Annotated in this window: 17 protein-coding genes; 7 read left to right on the forward strand and 10 right to left on the reverse strand. The window is 67.9% G+C overall.

Features of this window, described 5'->3' with window-relative positions; genetic code table 11:
• Nucleotide 1: 1 nt before the first annotated feature.
• Nucleotides 2–463, reverse strand: coding sequence for a thioredoxin family protein (locus GV790_RS08410; RefSeq protein ID WP_163812249.1), 462 nt, complete (start codon nucleotides 461–463; stop codon nucleotides 2–4).
• Nucleotides 464–726: 263 nt separating this feature from the next.
• On the opposite strand from GV790_RS08410, the gene GV790_RS08415 reads away from it, so the two are divergent.
• Both GV790_RS08415 and GV790_RS08420 read left to right on the forward strand, forming a co-directional pair.
• The gene (locus GV790_RS08415; protein WP_163812251.1) at nucleotides 727–1,356 is read left to right on the forward strand and encodes a maleylpyruvate isomerase family mycothiol-dependent enzyme; all 630 of its coding nucleotides are present in this window, start codon (nucleotides 727–729) and stop codon (nucleotides 1,354–1,356) included.
• A gap of 59 nt (nucleotides 1,357–1,415) precedes the next feature.
• The gene (locus GV790_RS08420) at nucleotides 1,416–1,937 is read left to right on the forward strand and encodes a DinB family protein (protein ID WP_163812253.1); all 522 of its coding nucleotides are present in this window, start codon (nucleotides 1,416–1,418) and stop codon (nucleotides 1,935–1,937) included.
• Nucleotides 1,938–2,056: 119 nt separating this feature from the next.
• Here GV790_RS08420 and GV790_RS08425 read toward each other — a convergent pair whose 3' ends face one another.
• On the reverse strand, nucleotides 2,057–3,823 hold the full coding sequence (locus GV790_RS08425; protein ID WP_163812255.1) for a 2-isopropylmalate synthase: 1,767 nt from the start codon (nucleotides 3,821–3,823) through the stop codon (nucleotides 2,057–2,059).
• A gap of 173 nt (nucleotides 3,824–3,996) precedes the next feature.
• On the opposite strand from GV790_RS08425, the gene GV790_RS08430 reads away from it, so the two are divergent.
• Together GV790_RS08430 and GV790_RS08435 are read left to right on the forward strand one after the other, a co-directional pair.
• Complete coding sequence (locus GV790_RS08430) at nucleotides 3,997–4,668, forward strand: FadR/GntR family transcriptional regulator (RefSeq protein WP_163812257.1); 672 nt, start codon at nucleotides 3,997–3,999, stop codon at nucleotides 4,666–4,668.
• The gene (locus GV790_RS08435) at nucleotides 4,665–5,468 is read left to right on the forward strand and encodes an ABC transporter ATP-binding protein (protein ID WP_163812259.1); all 804 of its coding nucleotides are present in this window, start codon (nucleotides 4,665–4,667) and stop codon (nucleotides 5,466–5,468) included. Before GV790_RS08430 ends, GV790_RS08435 begins: the two co-directional genes overlap by 4 nt.
• A gap of 93 nt (nucleotides 5,469–5,561) precedes the next feature.
• On the opposite strand, the gene GV790_RS08440 is transcribed toward GV790_RS08435, so the two are convergent.
• The 5 genes from GV790_RS08440 to GV790_RS08460 form a co-directional block, all read right to left on the reverse strand.
• Nucleotides 5,562–6,074 carry a mycothiol transferase gene (locus GV790_RS08440; protein WP_163812261.1) on the reverse strand — a complete coding sequence of 171 codons (513 nt, stop codon included), beginning with the start codon at nucleotides 6,072–6,074 and terminating at the stop codon, nucleotides 5,562–5,564.
• Between the two features lie 43 nt (nucleotides 6,075–6,117).
• Nucleotides 6,118–6,426, reverse strand: a complete 309-nt coding sequence (locus GV790_RS08445; protein ID WP_218586385.1) for a DUF7677 family protein — start codon at nucleotides 6,424–6,426, stop codon at nucleotides 6,118–6,120.
• Nucleotides 6,427–6,519: 93 nt separating this feature from the next.
• Entirely contained in the window at nucleotides 6,520–7,836 is a 1,317-nt protein-coding gene (locus GV790_RS08450; protein ID WP_218586386.1) for a cytochrome P450 family protein, read from the reverse strand.
• A 299-nt stretch (nucleotides 7,837–8,135) separates the two neighbouring features.
• Nucleotides 8,136–8,624 carry a hypothetical protein gene (locus GV790_RS08455; protein WP_163812263.1) on the reverse strand — a complete coding sequence of 163 codons (489 nt, stop codon included), beginning with the start codon at nucleotides 8,622–8,624 and terminating at the stop codon, nucleotides 8,136–8,138.
• Complete coding sequence (locus GV790_RS08460) at nucleotides 8,621–8,989, reverse strand: hypothetical protein (protein WP_163812265.1); 369 nt, start codon at nucleotides 8,987–8,989, stop codon at nucleotides 8,621–8,623. The genes GV790_RS08455 and GV790_RS08460 overlap by 4 nt, the downstream gene beginning before the upstream one ends.
• Nucleotides 8,990–9,010: 21 nt before the next feature.
• On the opposite strand from GV790_RS08460, the gene GV790_RS08465 reads away from it, so the two are divergent.
• The gene (locus GV790_RS08465) at nucleotides 9,011–9,607 is read left to right on the forward strand and encodes a TetR/AcrR family transcriptional regulator (RefSeq protein WP_163812268.1); all 597 of its coding nucleotides are present in this window, start codon (nucleotides 9,011–9,013) and stop codon (nucleotides 9,605–9,607) included.
• Nucleotides 9,608–9,659: 52 nt separating this feature from the next.
• Entirely contained in the window at nucleotides 9,660–10,328 is a 669-nt protein-coding gene (locus GV790_RS08470; RefSeq protein ID WP_163812270.1) for a PaaI family thioesterase, read from the forward strand.
• Nucleotides 10,329–10,409: 81 nt separating this feature from the next.
• Here the strand turns inward: GV790_RS08470 and GV790_RS08475 are convergent, their stop codons facing one another.
• Genes GV790_RS08475 through GV790_RS08485 form a run of 3 tightly spaced genes read right to left on the reverse strand, consistent with a single transcriptional unit; the run spans nucleotide 10,410 to nucleotide 13,527 of the window.
• Nucleotides 10,410–11,573: a sulfotransferase family protein gene (locus GV790_RS08475; RefSeq protein WP_163812272.1), complete on the reverse strand. Its 1,164-nt coding sequence runs from the start codon at nucleotides 11,571–11,573 to the stop codon at nucleotides 10,410–10,412.
• Nucleotides 11,574–11,587: 14 nt separating this feature from the next.
• Nucleotides 11,588–12,364: an SDR family oxidoreductase gene (locus GV790_RS08480; protein ID WP_163812274.1), complete on the reverse strand. Its 777-nt coding sequence runs from the start codon at nucleotides 12,362–12,364 to the stop codon at nucleotides 11,588–11,590.
• A complete protein-coding gene (locus tag GV790_RS08485; RefSeq protein ID WP_163812277.1) occupies nucleotides 12,364–13,527 on the reverse strand; it encodes a hypothetical protein in 1,164 nt (387 codons plus the stop codon). Before GV790_RS08485 ends, GV790_RS08480 begins: the two co-directional genes overlap by 1 nt.
• A gap of 82 nt (nucleotides 13,528–13,609) precedes the next feature.
• Between GV790_RS08485 and GV790_RS08490 the strand changes: the two genes are divergently transcribed.
• Nucleotides 13,610–14,509, forward strand: coding sequence for a helix-turn-helix domain-containing protein (locus tag GV790_RS08490; protein WP_163812279.1), 900 nt, complete (start codon nucleotides 13,610–13,612; stop codon nucleotides 14,507–14,509).
• The last annotated feature ends 5 nt before the right edge of the window (nucleotides 14,510–14,514 follow it).

Consider the following 14,514-nt stretch of genomic DNA (forward strand, 5'->3'; position numbering starts at 1 on the left):
CTCAGAGACCGGGCCACCCGTACCGGGAGGAACCGGGCGCCAAGCCCGCCAGCCGGGGCTGGGCGGCCTGCTGCGGCGCGGGCTGCGGTGGGGATGCCTGGGTGCGGGCGGCGTCGGCGATGGTGCGGCGGTAGGCGTCCATGTCCATCCAGCGGATCTGCTGGACCAGTTCTTCGAGGTGGCCGGCGGGCAGGTAGCCGGCCTGCGAGTACACCAGCAGGCCTTCACGGAAACCCATCAGCCACGGATAGCTGTCGACCTGGGCGGCGGCGACCAGGCCGGGTTCGGCCTCACCGTCGATGGTGGCGTGCACGATGTCCGGATGAGTATCGGCCGAGGATTGATAGACCGGCGCGAAACGGGTGCACCAGCCGCACCAGGATGCCCAGAACTCCACCAGCACGATGTGGTTGCTCGCGATGACCTGGTCGAAGGTCTGCTGGGTGAGCGCTCTCGTCGGCATCGGTGTTCCTCCCGGCGACCGGCTCGGACCCGAGTCGCTCCTCGCGTGCAACCGACCTCGAATCCTGGCACAGAACGCGCCCGCCCGCGCGCCGAGGTCGCCCGCACTCACCGCGATCGCCTCGCCGACCGGGCAGCTGCGCCGGGACAGGACGGCGCCGGCCTCATCCCGCGCTCGCCGATGAATTCCGTCCTCTCGACCGGTCCTATCCCTGAACGGCCGGTGTGCGCGGCCGGCCGATGCGCGACGAACAGGAGTCGACAATGACCGAAACCGATGTCCGGGCGGTGGTCGCCGAGCAACGCCGATATCTCACCGAGGTGCTGGGTGGGCTGGACGAAACGGGCTGGGACGCGCCGACGCTGTGCGAGGGGTGGCGGGTGCGCGAAGTCGTCGCCCACATCACCATGCCGTACCGGCTCTCGCTGCCGCGGTTCGTCCTCGGCATGATCAGGGCAGGCGGCAATTTCAACCGCATGTCCGATCGCAGCGCCCGCGCCGACGCGGCGCACATGACCTCGTCACAGCTGCTGACCTGCCTGCACGACAACGTGCACCACCCATGGAAGCCGCCCGGCGGTGGCTACGTCGGCGCCCTCAGCCACGACATCATCCACGGCCTCGATATCACCGTCGGCCTCGGCCTCGACGACGTGCTGCCCGAACATCGGCTGCGACCGGTGCTGGAATCGGTGCGGCCGAAGCAGGTGAAGTACTTCGGCGTCGACCTCGACGGCATCCAGCTGCGCGCCGACGACCTCGACTGGACCTACGGCACCGGCGCCCCGCTCACCGGCCGCGCCCAAGACCTGCTGCTGGTGTTGTGCGGACGCAGCCTCCCGGCAGGTCGTCTGCGCGGTTCTGCGGCGGATCGGTTCAGCGCCGCCCGGTGAGTCCGGCGCCGCCGAAAATTCATCCCACGCTTGCGTGGCCCGCGCGGTACAGTCCCCCGGTGGCATGGATAGCCCCCGAGATCGATCGGATCGAGACGTTGTCCGTGGCCGAGGAACGGCCGATGTTGCAGTCCTGGCTGGCCTACCACCGCCAGACGCTGCTGCTGAAATGCGCGGGCCTGGACGCCGCTCAGCTCGCGCAACGGTGCGTCGCCCCGTCGAAGATGTCCCTGCACGGTCTCGTCCGGCACCTCACCGAGAACGAACGCGGCTGGTTCCGCGTCACCGCCGCCGGCGAATCCCTCGGCTACCTCTACTGCTCCGAGGACAATCCCGACGGCGATTTCGACGACGTCCCGGACTCCGACCCGGCCACCGACCTCGCCACCTACCACCGCGAGATCGAAGCGGCCGACGCCGCCGTGGCCGCCCTCCCCCTCGACCACCGCTGCCACCACCCCGTCACCGGCACCGAATACACCCTGCGCTGGATCTACCTGCACATGATCGAGGAATACGCCCGCCACAACGGCCACGCCGACTTCCTCCGCGAACGCATCGACGGACGGACGGGCGAGTAGGACATCCGCCGGCTGCGCCGCGGCCGAATGCGGCCGGCTGCACTCCCCCGGGGCACCGAGCTGCCCCGGAGCGAACCGGGCGGTGCGATGATCGCGGGCGACCACCGCACCGCCGACCGTCAGATCATCGAGGGCACGGCCGTGTTCGCGGCCACCATCACCGCGGCCATGGACGCGGTCAGCACGGAATCGCTACGGCCACACGACCATCCGGTTCGGCCGTTGATCCGGTACTCGAGGTAGGTGATGGCCGGACCGGCATTGCCTGCTCCGAGCGATTGCTGATGCAGGGCCAGGACTTCCACCGGGCGGCCGATGTCCCGGAGCGCGCAGGCCAGTGCGTCGATCGGCCCGACGTCGTGATGGTCGGTGGTGTGCGTGCGCCCGTCGGCGGTCAGGGTGATGGTGGTAGTGGATTCGCCGGACTGCCAGTGGTCGAGGGTCACGGTGGCGGAACCGGTGGCCAGGTAGGTCCGGTCGAACAGTTCGCGCAGCTCGGCCGCGGTGATCTCGGCACCGGTGCCGTCGGTGTGTTGCTGTACGTGCCGGGCGAAATCGATTTGCAGGCGCCGCGGCAGGTCCATGCCGAATTCACTGTTCAGCAGGTAGGCGATGCCACCTTTGCCGGATTGGGAATTCACCCGGATCACCGCGTCGTAGCTGCGGCCGAGGTCGGCGGGGTCGATCGGCAGATACGGGACCTGCCAGTCGAGCTCGCGTTCGGGGCGGCCGGTGGCGGCGGCGCGGGCACGGTGCTCGGCCAGTCCCTTGTTGATGGCGTCCTGGTGGGTGCCCGAAAACGCGGTATGCACCAGATCGCCGACGTAGGGATGGCGCTCGGGGATGGGCAGCCGGGTGCAGTGTTCGACGGTGCGGCGGATCTCGTCGATATCGGAGAAGTCGATCATCGGGTCCACACCCTGGGCGTGCAGATTCAAGGCGAGGGTGGCGATGTCGACGTTGCCGGTGCGTTCACCGTTGCCGAACACGCAGCCCTCCACCCGCTGCGCCCCGGCCAGCACGGCGAGTTCGGCGCAGGCGATGCCGGTGCCGCGATCGTTGTGCGGATGCACCGACAGGATGACGCCGTCACGCCGCGCCAAGGTGCGATGCATGTACTCGATCTGATCGGCGTACACATTCGGCGTCGCCACTTCCACCGTCGCAGGCAGGTTGAGGATCACCGGCCGTTCGGGCCTGGCATCCCACAGCTCGGTCATCGCATCGCAGATATCGCGCACATAACCCGGTTCGGTCAAGTTGAACACCTCCGGGGAGAACTCGAAGCGCACATCGGGCAGATCGCCCGCGAATTCGAGCACATCGCGTCCGCCCGCCAGGATCATGTCGCGCAGTTCACGAATGTCCTTGCCGAGCACGGTGTTGCGCCATACCGGCGCGGTAGCGGTGTACATGTGGATGACGACCTCGTTGCGCAGTCCACGCACCGATGCGACGGTCCGTTCGATCAGGTCCCGCCGGGCGGGCGTGAACACCACAATGGTGACGTCGGACGGCACGATATCGGTGTCGGCCAGCAACCGCACGAAATCGAAATCGGTCTGCGAGGCCGACGGATAGCCGACCTCGATCTCCTTGTACCCCATGGCGACCAGCAGTTCGAAGAATCGCCGTTTGCGTTCGGGATCCATCGGTTCGGCCAGCGCTTGATTGCCGTCACGCAGGTCGACCGGCACCCACAGCGGCGCCTCAACGATCTGCGCCGAAGGCCAATCACGGTGCACCAGTGGCACATCCACACGTTCGTAGACGTTGCGGTAGCGGTGCGAGGGCATCTGCGAATGCCGCTGCCGGTTCCACGCGGGAGCCTGCGCGGGGATGCGGCCCGCCGGCGTGTCGATGGTGGGGAATGCACGCGATGTCATGGTTCTGCTTCCTGGCCGTGCGGCCGTCACGAAAGGAGGTGACCGGCCGACGACGAAACCCCACGGCGGGGTGGCCGATCGGTCAGGCCCCGCCGTGGCGGTCGAGGAGCAGGCGGTACGCGAGCATGGCCTAGACTATACACAACTCCTCAGACAAGTAGAGAGGTTGGCGCATGGACAGCCAGGTACGCCGGCATCCGCTGGCCGAGCAGGCAGCCGAACTGCTGCTGGCACGCATCCGCGGCGGCGAATGGCCGCTGGGACACCGGCTCCCCGGCGAGACGACCTTGGCCGCGCAACTGGGTGTGGGCCGCTCGACGGTGCGCGAAGCGATCCGCGAGCTGGCGGGCAAGGGCGTGCTGGCCAGCAGACAGGGCGCGGGGGTGTTCGTCACGGCACTCGATGTCAGCGAGGAATGGGACATCGTGCTGCGTCGCGCCACCATCGCCTCGGTGATCGAGGCCCGCATCGCCATCGAAGCCGAGGCGGCCGCCCTGGCCGCGCACCGGCGCACACCCACCGACCTGCGGGCGATCCGGCGCGCGCTGGCCGGCCGGAACGTACCGGGGCAGACGGTCGCCGAGCACGTCGACGCGGACATGCAGTTCCACCGCGCGGTCCTCGTCGCCGCCCACAACGACATCCTGGTGCAGCTGTTCGACGCATTCCTGCCGCGCCTGCGACTGGCGATGATCGACATGCTCGAGATCCGCCCGGTCCCCTCCGAGCGAGCCGATCACGCCGCCCACGAACAGCTCGCGGACGCGATCGCGGCCCGAAACCCCACGGCGGCAGCAGAATTCAGCCGCACCCACCTCACCGCCCTGAAGGAGGCGTTCTCGTGACCACACCGGTGCTCGATCTGACCGAGGTGACCTTCCGGCGCGAGGGCAAACAGATCCTCGACGGCATCTCGCTGACCGTGCACGCCGGCGAACACTGGGCACTACTCGGGCCCAACGGTGCGGGCAAGAGCACCCTGCTCGGATTGTGCGGCGCTGTCACCCACCCGACCTCCGGCACGGTCCATGTGCTCGGCGAGCAGCTGGGACGGGTGGAATTGCAGCGGCTGCGCCGATCCATCGGGCATGTCAACCCGCGCCATCCCCTGCGGTATCCGTTGACGGTGCAGGAGGTGGTGCTCACCGGGCTCACCGGCACGATCGATACCCCGATGCGCTGGAGCCCATCGGCCGACGATCTGGCTCGCGCGCACGCCATGATCGACACCGTCGGCCTGTCCGGTAAGGCCGGCGAGATATGGCCGACGCTGTCACAGGGTGAGCGCGGCCGCACCCTGATCGCCCGCGCCCTGATCGCCGATCCGCGCCTGCTGCTGCTCGACGAGCCGTCCACCGGCCTCGATGTCGCCGCTCGCGAACAGCTGCTGGAGACGATCGACGCGCTCGACCGGACCCATCCGGAAGTGGCGTCGATCCTGGTCACCCATCACCTCGAGGAGCTGCCGAGCACCACGACCCACGCCCTGCTGATCGCTGCGGGCCGTACCGTGGCGTGCGGGACCGCCGAGGAGACCATCACCACCGAAACGATCTCGGCGACCTTCGCCCACCCGGTCGACGTACACCGCACCCACAACCGCTGGACTGCCCGCTCCCCCATCCCCGAGCTCAACCGCTCCTGAACATTTTGTGCCACACAGCGCTGCGGGCGGGCGGCGCGGCGATATCGCGGCCCCCGGGTGCCGGACAGAGCGGCGGGTGCTGGTCGCGCCGCGCTATCGGCGGCGCAGGAGAATCCCGCGAATGAACGCCGCCTGGCCCGAGTGCTGGATGTCGTCGTCGATGACGCTGATCAGCCGAACACCGAGCGTGACCGGCGGATCCCACCGGGTATCGACCACGCGCGGCAGATCGGCATCGGTGAGCCCGCCGACGTAGTCGACCGTCTGGGCGTGCACCGCGTCGTGGTAGCCGAGCAACAGCTCCGCAGGCACCTGCGCGAGCGCATCGACCTCGGCCGCGGAATGCCCGTACCCCGTGTCGGCCGCCGGGAACGGCAACCCGAACCGCCGCACCCAGCCATCGCGGGTCCACACCTGCTCGGTCCCCGCCACATCCGCGATGTGGTCGTCCTGCACCCGGGTCAGGTGCCACACCAGCCAGGCGATCGAGTTGGCCTCCGGATCGAGCCGCGCCCCCAGCTCGGCCCCCGTCAACCCCTCCACTGCCCCGCGCACGTTCTCCCGGATCCGCCCGAACCCGTCGATCAACAGCTCAGCACTGGTCATGTTCGGTGCAAGACCGGGGCCGGTGCCCGGTATTCCCCTCGGATCAATAGAGCTCACATTCCCATGACTCCAGCGCCGGCTCACCTGGCGGGAGCTCACCGGTGCAGTACCGATACAGCCACGTGGCAGCGCGCCGCTCGGCATACTTCTCGTTGATCGGCTCGCCGGATTCGTCCAGTTCGAGGACATTCACGAAGATGGCGAAACAGATCTCCATCTGGGACGGCGAGTCCTTCAGTTCATCCCAGTAGTCGATGCCTTCCAGCATCGGATGGCCGACCGATCCGCGGGCAACCCACCCGGCGAAACGTCGAAGCGCACCCGACACACCATGAGACAGCTTCTGGGACATCTGTGCACCGTACGTCGCGGGCAGATCGCGCCTCCACTCGACCGGTCCCGTTCGGTGCGATGCGGGCGACAGCGCCCGCATCCCACCGCGCCGTCACGGTGCCGAAGATTCCATCGCGAACGCGAGCGCAGGCGAATCCGACGCCGGCGCGATCCGCACGGGCAGCTCGGCCAACCCCCGGATGAGCAGGCTCTTGCGCCACACCAGGTCGTCGAACCCGGCGTTCAGCGACAGGGTGGGGATGCGGTCGAGCAGCCTGGTGAGGGCGATGGTCGCCTCGGTGCGGGCCAGGGCGGCGCCGAGGCAGTAGTGGATGCCGTGGCCGAAGGCGATATGCCGATGGTCGGTGCGGCCGGGATTCATCCGGTCCGGATCATTGAACAGGCGTGGATCACGGTTGGCGGCGGCGAGGGAGATCATGATGAATTCGCCGGCCTCGATATCCTGGCCGCCCAACGTGATCGGCGCCGTGGTGTAGCGCGCGGTGGCCAGGTGCACCGGACCCTGGCAGCGCAGCACCTCGTCGAGGAAGGCCGGGATGCCCTCCGGGTCGCGCCGCAGCCGCTCCGCGGTGGCCGGGTCGCGCAGCAGTTCGAGCACCGCGTTGCCGGTGAGGTTGACGGTGGTTTCGTGACCGGCGGCCAGCAGCAGGAACAGCATCGCGATGAGTTCCTGCTGATCGAGCCGGTCGTCGTCGTCCTTGGCGATGATGAGCTCCGACAGCAGGTCCTCGCGCGGATCATCGGTGCGGGCGGCGATCAGCTCGGTGAGGTAGGTGAAGAAGCTGATCCCGGCCGTAGTGCGGTCCTCGATCGGGGCGGCATCGTTCACCAGAACAGCTGTCCAGGAACGGAAGTCGTCTTTGTCGTCGTCCGGTACGCCGAGCAGTTCGCAGATCACCGCGATCGGCAGCGGGAAGGCGTAGCTGTCGAGCAGATCCACGGTGTGGTGTCCGGCCATCTCGTCGAGCAGACCATCGGCCAGTTCGGTGATCCGCGGGCCGAGCTCGCGAATGGCACGGCCGGCGAACGCTTTCGACACCAGCTTGCGTAGCCGGGTGTGCTGCGGTGGGTCGGCGAAGAGCATGTTGTCGTTGATGGCGGCATTGAACATCTCGGCGGCACCGTGTTTGGCCAGTACCGCTTGGCCTTCCGGTGATCCGATCCGCTTGCTGATGCTCGGCTCGACGAAGGCCTGCTTGGCCACCTCGTGGTCGACGACCAGCCAGCCCACCACCCCGTCCAGCCGAATACGGTGGATCGGTCCGCGTTCGCGCAGCGTCCGGTAGACGGCGTGCGGATCCTGATAGAACTCGTCGGTCAGCTCGAGAATCTGATGTGCGGCCGTCACGAACGACCACCGTCCCGCGCTGCCGCGTCCGGCGATGAATCCAGGGAGTGCACGTGCCACAGTCCTTTCCACGTTCGAACAGTTCTGACGTGTGCCCCGCGTGGACCCGATCCAGCGCACGGTCCGCGCGCGAATCGCGGCGGACAGTGTGGCGCTCCGAACTTTCGATCAGGTCTGCGACGGTGCGTGGTCGAGCAGTGTCGATCGGTGTGACGCGGAAAAGCCCGGTGCTGCGACCGGTTGGGGCCGACGGCATCTCGATCACCCGCCGTGGCGGCCGCTTTTCCGGGTGACATCATTGCACGGCCGTCCGGGCCGGCCGCAGCGGATCGGCGAAAGCCGTCCCGGATCGCCCCGCCTCAGGCGCGCACGGCCTCGGCTTCGGCCAGTTCCTTCAGCGTCCGCAACTGTTTGCGCATCATGATCACGTCGCCGAGGGCGAGCACCCGGCCCACCAGGCGCGGACCGCCCATCCGGACCCGGACGACGAGCCTGGTGCCCGACCCCTCCGGTCGCACCGCGTAGGTCACGCAGATATCGTCGGCGCGCAATGTCACATGCCTGCCGAGGGCAAACGATTCCAGCACGAACTGCCCCATGAACTCCTGCCCGACCGCGAGTTCGGTCAACTGCGGATCACGCACCCGCGGACTGGATTTCCAGCGATTGCCGATGCGATAGCTGTAGGTGGCCACCCGCAGCTGGCACAGCCAGGAGAACACCGCGGCGGGCGGGGCGGCGATGCTGATGGCGCGGTCGGCGACCAGGGCATCGGGTTCGAGGTCATCGCACGGCAGCGGCGCCTCGCGTTCGGCTTCGGTGGCGCCCCACACCAGTCCGGCGTTCATGCCGCCGCCACGACGCGGGCGAGCATCCGGCGGACCACCAGCTTGTGCCCACCGGTGCCGATCACCAGCGCCCGGTAGATCGAACCCGCGAGGCCGGGGAATTCCGCACGGGTGATCGCACGCACGACGGTATGGCGTGGGCCGTCGTCGTCGAGTTCGAAGGTCAGGCTGTACCGGGAGAAGGGATGGCTGCCCGCGAGGGCGAGCCGACGCGGCGGATCGGCCTCTTCCACTGCGAACCCGCCGGGCACGGTCGACGGATCGGCCGGATCCTTACAGACAACTTTCAGCAATGCCTTCCACGTCCGGTCGCGGTTCGCGTCGACCGATCTGGCATGCTCATCGATATAGGGCAATCGCTCCATATGGAAGGAACGTACTAGTACATGGCTCCGCCCCGCAAGCACGACACCGATGTGATCCTCGACGCAGCCCGCGCTCTGGTACTGGCCGACGGACCGCGCGCGGCGAGCGTCGCCGCGATCGCCGACGCCAGCGGCGCTCCGGTCGGCACGCTGTACCACCGCTTCGGCAACCGCAACGGTGTGCTCACCGCGGCGTGGATCCGCGCGCTCGAACGGTTCCAGGACCGAGTCGAGGCCGCTGCCGAGGAGCCGGACCCACTGGAGGCCGGCGTGGCCATGGTGCGTGCGGCGCTCGGATTCGGCCGTGACCTGCCCGAGGATGCCCGGCTGCTGCTCAGCCTGCGTCCGAGCGATCTGCTCGACGGCAGCCCCGACGAGGAGTTCGGTGCCCGGCTGGCCGGCATGAACGCGCCGCTGATCGAGCAGCTACGGCGGATCGCCGCAGGGCTGTTCGGGCGCGCCGGAGAACGTGAAGTCGACGCGGTCGCCCGCGCGATCGCCGATCTGCCGTACGCCGCGCTGCGCAGACACGCCCACGCGCCCGAACTCCCGGAGTGGCTCGACGACGACGTCACCGCCGCCGCGCGCACGCTGCTCGAGTCCTACCGCCGCAGCTGAACCGGACGCCCCGGTCACCGAGCATTCCGCGGGCTACCGATAACGTGTTCTCATGACCGAAGACCTGGCCGGCAGCGCACTGCCCGACGCCGAGCATCACGAGGGCGGTTTCCGGCCGATGTCGGAGCTCATCGACGCCGCCAAGAACGCCGACATCACCCGTGGCGGCCCGCACTACGGCGCGTTCATCGAGGAAGTCCGCAAGCTGATGGACCGGGTGCGGCTGTCGTGTCCGTCCGATGAGCTCGCGCTGGAGACGATCGGGGTGCTCAAACAGCTCAACGACCGGCTCGATGCGGCCGTCGTCGACGAATGGTCGGCCCCCACCTGGACCAGGGCGGATCTGCCCGCGCGCGGCAACATCACCATCCCGCCGTATGTGATCGACAAGGCGAGCAAGGACGGCGTGGAAGCCAGGATCACCTTCCGCACCTTCCACCTCGGCGGAAACGCCGCCGCGCACGGCGGCCAGATCGTGGTCGGCTTCGACGACCTGCTGGGTATGGCAGCGGCGCTCTACGCGGGCGGTGTCACCCGCACCGCGTCACTGACCGTCGACTATCGCTCCATCACCCCGCTCAACAAGGAACTGTCGTTGCGCACGTGGGCCGAGCGCCGGGAAGGCCGCAAGGTGTACGTGCGGGCGACGCTGCACGACGGTGAGCGGCTGTGCGCGGAGGCCAACGGGCTGTTCATCGTCCTGAAGCCGGGCCAGCCCTGAGTGTGCCGTAGAAGGCCCTGAACGCGACCATCCGGCCGGCCGCCGCGAGCCGAAAGCCGCGATACGACCGGCCGGAACGGTTCAGCGCGCCGGGAAATGCGCCTCCAGATACGGCCCGAAGCTCGCGTCGACGGCTTCGGCGGTGAGATCGAAATCGGCGAGGGTGTACTTGTGCGCCGGGCGCGCCGCACCCGAGGTCGACTCCGAATGCAAGGCGGTCATCGCCGCGCGGGCCTCGTCGGTGAGGTCCAGGCCGAAGTGGCGGTAGATCCCCTCGACGGTGCCGATGGGGTCGGCCACGAAATCGTCGTAGTACACATCGCAGAACTGGGCCGCGTCATGATTCTTGCGGTCGTCGAGGAACCGCTGCGCGCCGCGTGACCACAGCTCGAGCTGCGTGCGCCCGACGACTCCACCGCGGAACTTGTCCGACCAGCCCGCCGAGGCCTGCTCGTTCAGGCTGCACACCGAGGCGATGATGGTGCTCGGCGCCCGGTGCATCTGGATGATCAGCGCGTCCGGATACACCGCGAGCAGCGCGTCCAGGGCGAACAGGTGGCTCGGATTCTTCAGCACCCACCGCCGGTCGACGTCGTCGAGTCCGATGAGTTGCAGGTTGCGGCGGTGCCTGCGGTAGGCGCCGGTCCAGTCCTGCTCGCGCAACCACTCCGAATAGGTCGGCAGATAGGCAAGGCACTCATAGGAAATCGACATCGCCGATTGACGCAGCAACTGCCAGCACTCTTCGACCTGGTCGGCCGAAATATGATGCACGCCCATGAATTCCGGGTGTTCGACGTGATGCTTGTGGTAGGCCGCCTGCAACCGCTGGAAGATCGGGTTCTGCTCCCATGTCTCGCGCGGTGGCCGCGGCTGCGGCATCTCGGTCAGCCACATCTCCAGCCCCTGATGCCGGGGGTCGGCGGTCAACAACCGGTGCACGGCCGTGGTGCCCGAGCGCGGCAATCCGGTGACGAAGATCGGCCGCTCGATCGGCACCTGCGCATGCTGCGGGTACTGCTGCCAGGCCGATTCACTCAGCAGCCGCGCGATGAGCGCACCGCGGAGGAAGGCACGGTTGACCTTGTTGCCGAACGGGGTCAGTTCCGCATCCCTGGCGTAGGAATCGAGCAGGACCTGCAGCCCTTCGCGGTAGTCGTCGGTGCCGAAATCGCTCAGCCCGACCACTTTGCTCGCCGAGGCGTGCAGATCGTCGATGGTGCCGACGTCGTCCCTGCCGATCATGTTCGTCTCGCTCCTCAATTGTGGTACTCCCCGCAGTTGACATCCAGGCACGCCCCCGTGATCGCCCGCGCCAGTGGTGAGGCGAAGAAGACCACCGCATCGGCGATCTCGTCGGGCTCCGGCAGTCTGCGCAGGTCGATGGTCGCGGCGGTTTCGGCGTACACCTCGTCGCGGGTGATGCCGCGCTGTTCGGCCAGGTAGTTGAAATACCATTTCAGGTTGTCGGCCCAGATATAGCCGGGGGCAACGGAATTCACCCGGATGCCGCGCGGGCCGAGCTCGGTGGCCAGGCTCTGCGCCAAGGCCAGCAGGCTCGCCTTGGCCATCTTGTAGGGACCGAAGGTGCGCCGCGAGTGGTGCAGCACGGCGGAGTTGATCATCACCACCGACCCCTTGGCTTCGGCGAGGGCGGGCACGAACAGCCGAGTCAGGCGCAGCGCCGCCAGCACATTGGTCTCGAAGCCGGCGCGCACCGCGTCCAGCTCGACGTCGGCCAGATCGACGATGGGCGGGATGGCGAACGCGTTGTTCACCAGGGTGTCCACCCGGCCGAACGCGCTGTGCGCCGTTTCCACCAGATTCGCCGCCGCCGCTTCGTCGTTGATGTCGGTGGGGACCACGACCGCACGCCTGCCCAGGTCGGTGATCTCCTTGGCCACCTCGGCCAGGCGGGATTCGGTCCGCGAGGCGAGCACCACGTCGGCGCCGGCGGCCGCGGCTTGTACCGCGATGGCGCGACCGAGGCCGGGACCGACCCCGGAGACGACGACTACCTTGTCCTGCAACAACATCAGCCGAGCATCCTTTCCGCGACCGCCGCCTGCCGGGCCGCGATGCGCTCGCGCCACTGCTGCGGCGTCACCCGAGCCTGCTCGTGATACGGCAGCCTGGCGTCGATCTCATCGAATTTCACCACCTCGACCGTCGGCCCGTCCTCGGGTTTCATCTCCCGCGACAGCCGCTGCCAGCGGAACTGCAGGTAGCCGCGGGCGTGGCCGGTGCATTCGATCCAGTTGGCCAGTCCGGGATCGCGTTCGCTGACCACCAGCCGGATCATCCCGTCCGGATCCACGTGCGCCTGATCGGCGGTGAGGCTGGTCTGGTGGTTGATGTAGTCCAGCGACAGGTACCACATGCTGCCGAGCTGGAAGCCCTGGTAGGGCGCGTCCGATTTCGGGACGGTGATGATCATCGCCTCGTCCTCGGCGAGTTCGTAGTGCCCGGCCGAGGAGAACTGCGTGGTCAGCCCGCCCGGCGTGCTGCGCGGCTCGGTCATGGTGTTGACCGGCAGGTTCAGGTAGAACCACTGCGGGAAGGCCAGGAAGGTCTGCAACCGCGACACCAGCATCTTGCCCGCCACGCCGTAGCGTTTGGTCATCAGGTCCTTGGTCAGCGGCGGTGGCGCGGCACCGGCCTTGTCCGCCCGATGGATGCGCAGAGTGCCCGGCTTCTCAGCGCCCCAGTCGCTGAACACCTCACGGACCACGAGCATGGCCGAATCGGGCGCGAGGGTGATGTAGTTCGGACCGGCTTCACCCGGACCGAAACGAACCTCGAAAGATCCGTCCGCGGCGATATCAATCGCGCGATCGTCGAATGCGGTGGTGCTGTCGGGCACATCGACCGGCGAATAATCGCCGTTCAATACCTGGAAACTCAGATCGCGAGTGGAACCGCGAGTTCCGGTGACCACATATTCGGCATCCGGGCGCAGATACGAATGAAAGTAGAGGGTGTCCGGATTGTCCAGCCCCATTTTCGTGTACGGCCCCGTCGACTGGACGAAGAACGGGAAATCACGCTCATACGCCCACGCCATCTGAATGGCGGCTCGAATACTGCCCGCCAGATAGTCGTAGCCCTCGACGAGATCCTGTTCGGTCCGAATGTGCGGCGCTTCGGTGATGATCTTCTCGGCGGCGGCGATGGCGTCCGCGAACGGTTGCGTCAGCAATAGACTCTCCGGTGTTCCATATATGTACCGCTCTGGTACATTCCGATACCAGAGACATTAGAACGTGTTCTAGGAGTGGTCAATGGTCGAACGGCGATCCGCGCCGACCCAGCGCGTGGTGCAGGTGCTGGATTTCATCGTCGAGCAGCAGGGCAAGCGGGTGGGCCTGTCCGAGCTCGCCCGCACCCTCAGCCTGGCCAAACCCACCGCACTCGGCATCCTCACCGAGCTCACCGCGGGCGGCTACCTGGTCCGCGATCCGCGCACCCGCACCTATGGGCCCGGCCCCGCGCTGATCGCGGCGGGCCGGGTCGCGCAGGACAGCTTCGCCATCGCCGGCGTCGCCCACCCCGAGCTGGCCCGGCTCAGCCGGGCCTACCGCACCACCTGCACGGCATCGGCGCTGGTCGGTGAGCAGATCATCGTGCTGGAGAGCACCGGCCCCGGCATGGTCAAGGTGGGCGCTTCCTACCCTTTCGCGCCGCCGGTCGGCCTGATGTACGTGCTCTGGGATACCGACGCGGCCTTCGACGCGTGGCTGGCGATGCCCGCGACGGTGCCGCTGCAGCAGGACGAGGCCCGGCTGCGGCAGATCGTCGCCGAATGCCGCGAGCGCGGCTACCTGGTGGAATCCATGACCGCGGCCGGACGGCGGTTGTATTCGCTGCTGGCCGGCGTCGCCGCCCGCGAACTGCCCGACGAGCTCCGCGAAGTGGTCGCCGAGCTGGTCACGAGCCTGGGCGAGCGGGTGTATCTCGGCACCGATCTGCGGCCACGCAAACAGCATCCGGTGAGCCTGCTCGCCGCACCGACCTTCGACGCCGACGGCAGGCAGAACATGGTGCTCACGATGTATGTCGGCGCGTCGATCACCGGCGCGGAGATCGCCAGGCGCGGCGCGGACCTGGTGGCCGCCGCCGATGCCGTCACCGAAAAGTCCGGCGGACGCCAACCGTTGACCAAATCCCGAAACGTGTTCTAGTTTTG

Origin of the sequence: Nocardia cyriacigeorgica, assembly GCF_010858045.1 — a bacterium.
GTDB classification, from domain to species: Bacteria; Actinomycetota; Actinomycetes; order Mycobacteriales; family Mycobacteriaceae; genus Nocardia; species Nocardia cyriacigeorgica_E.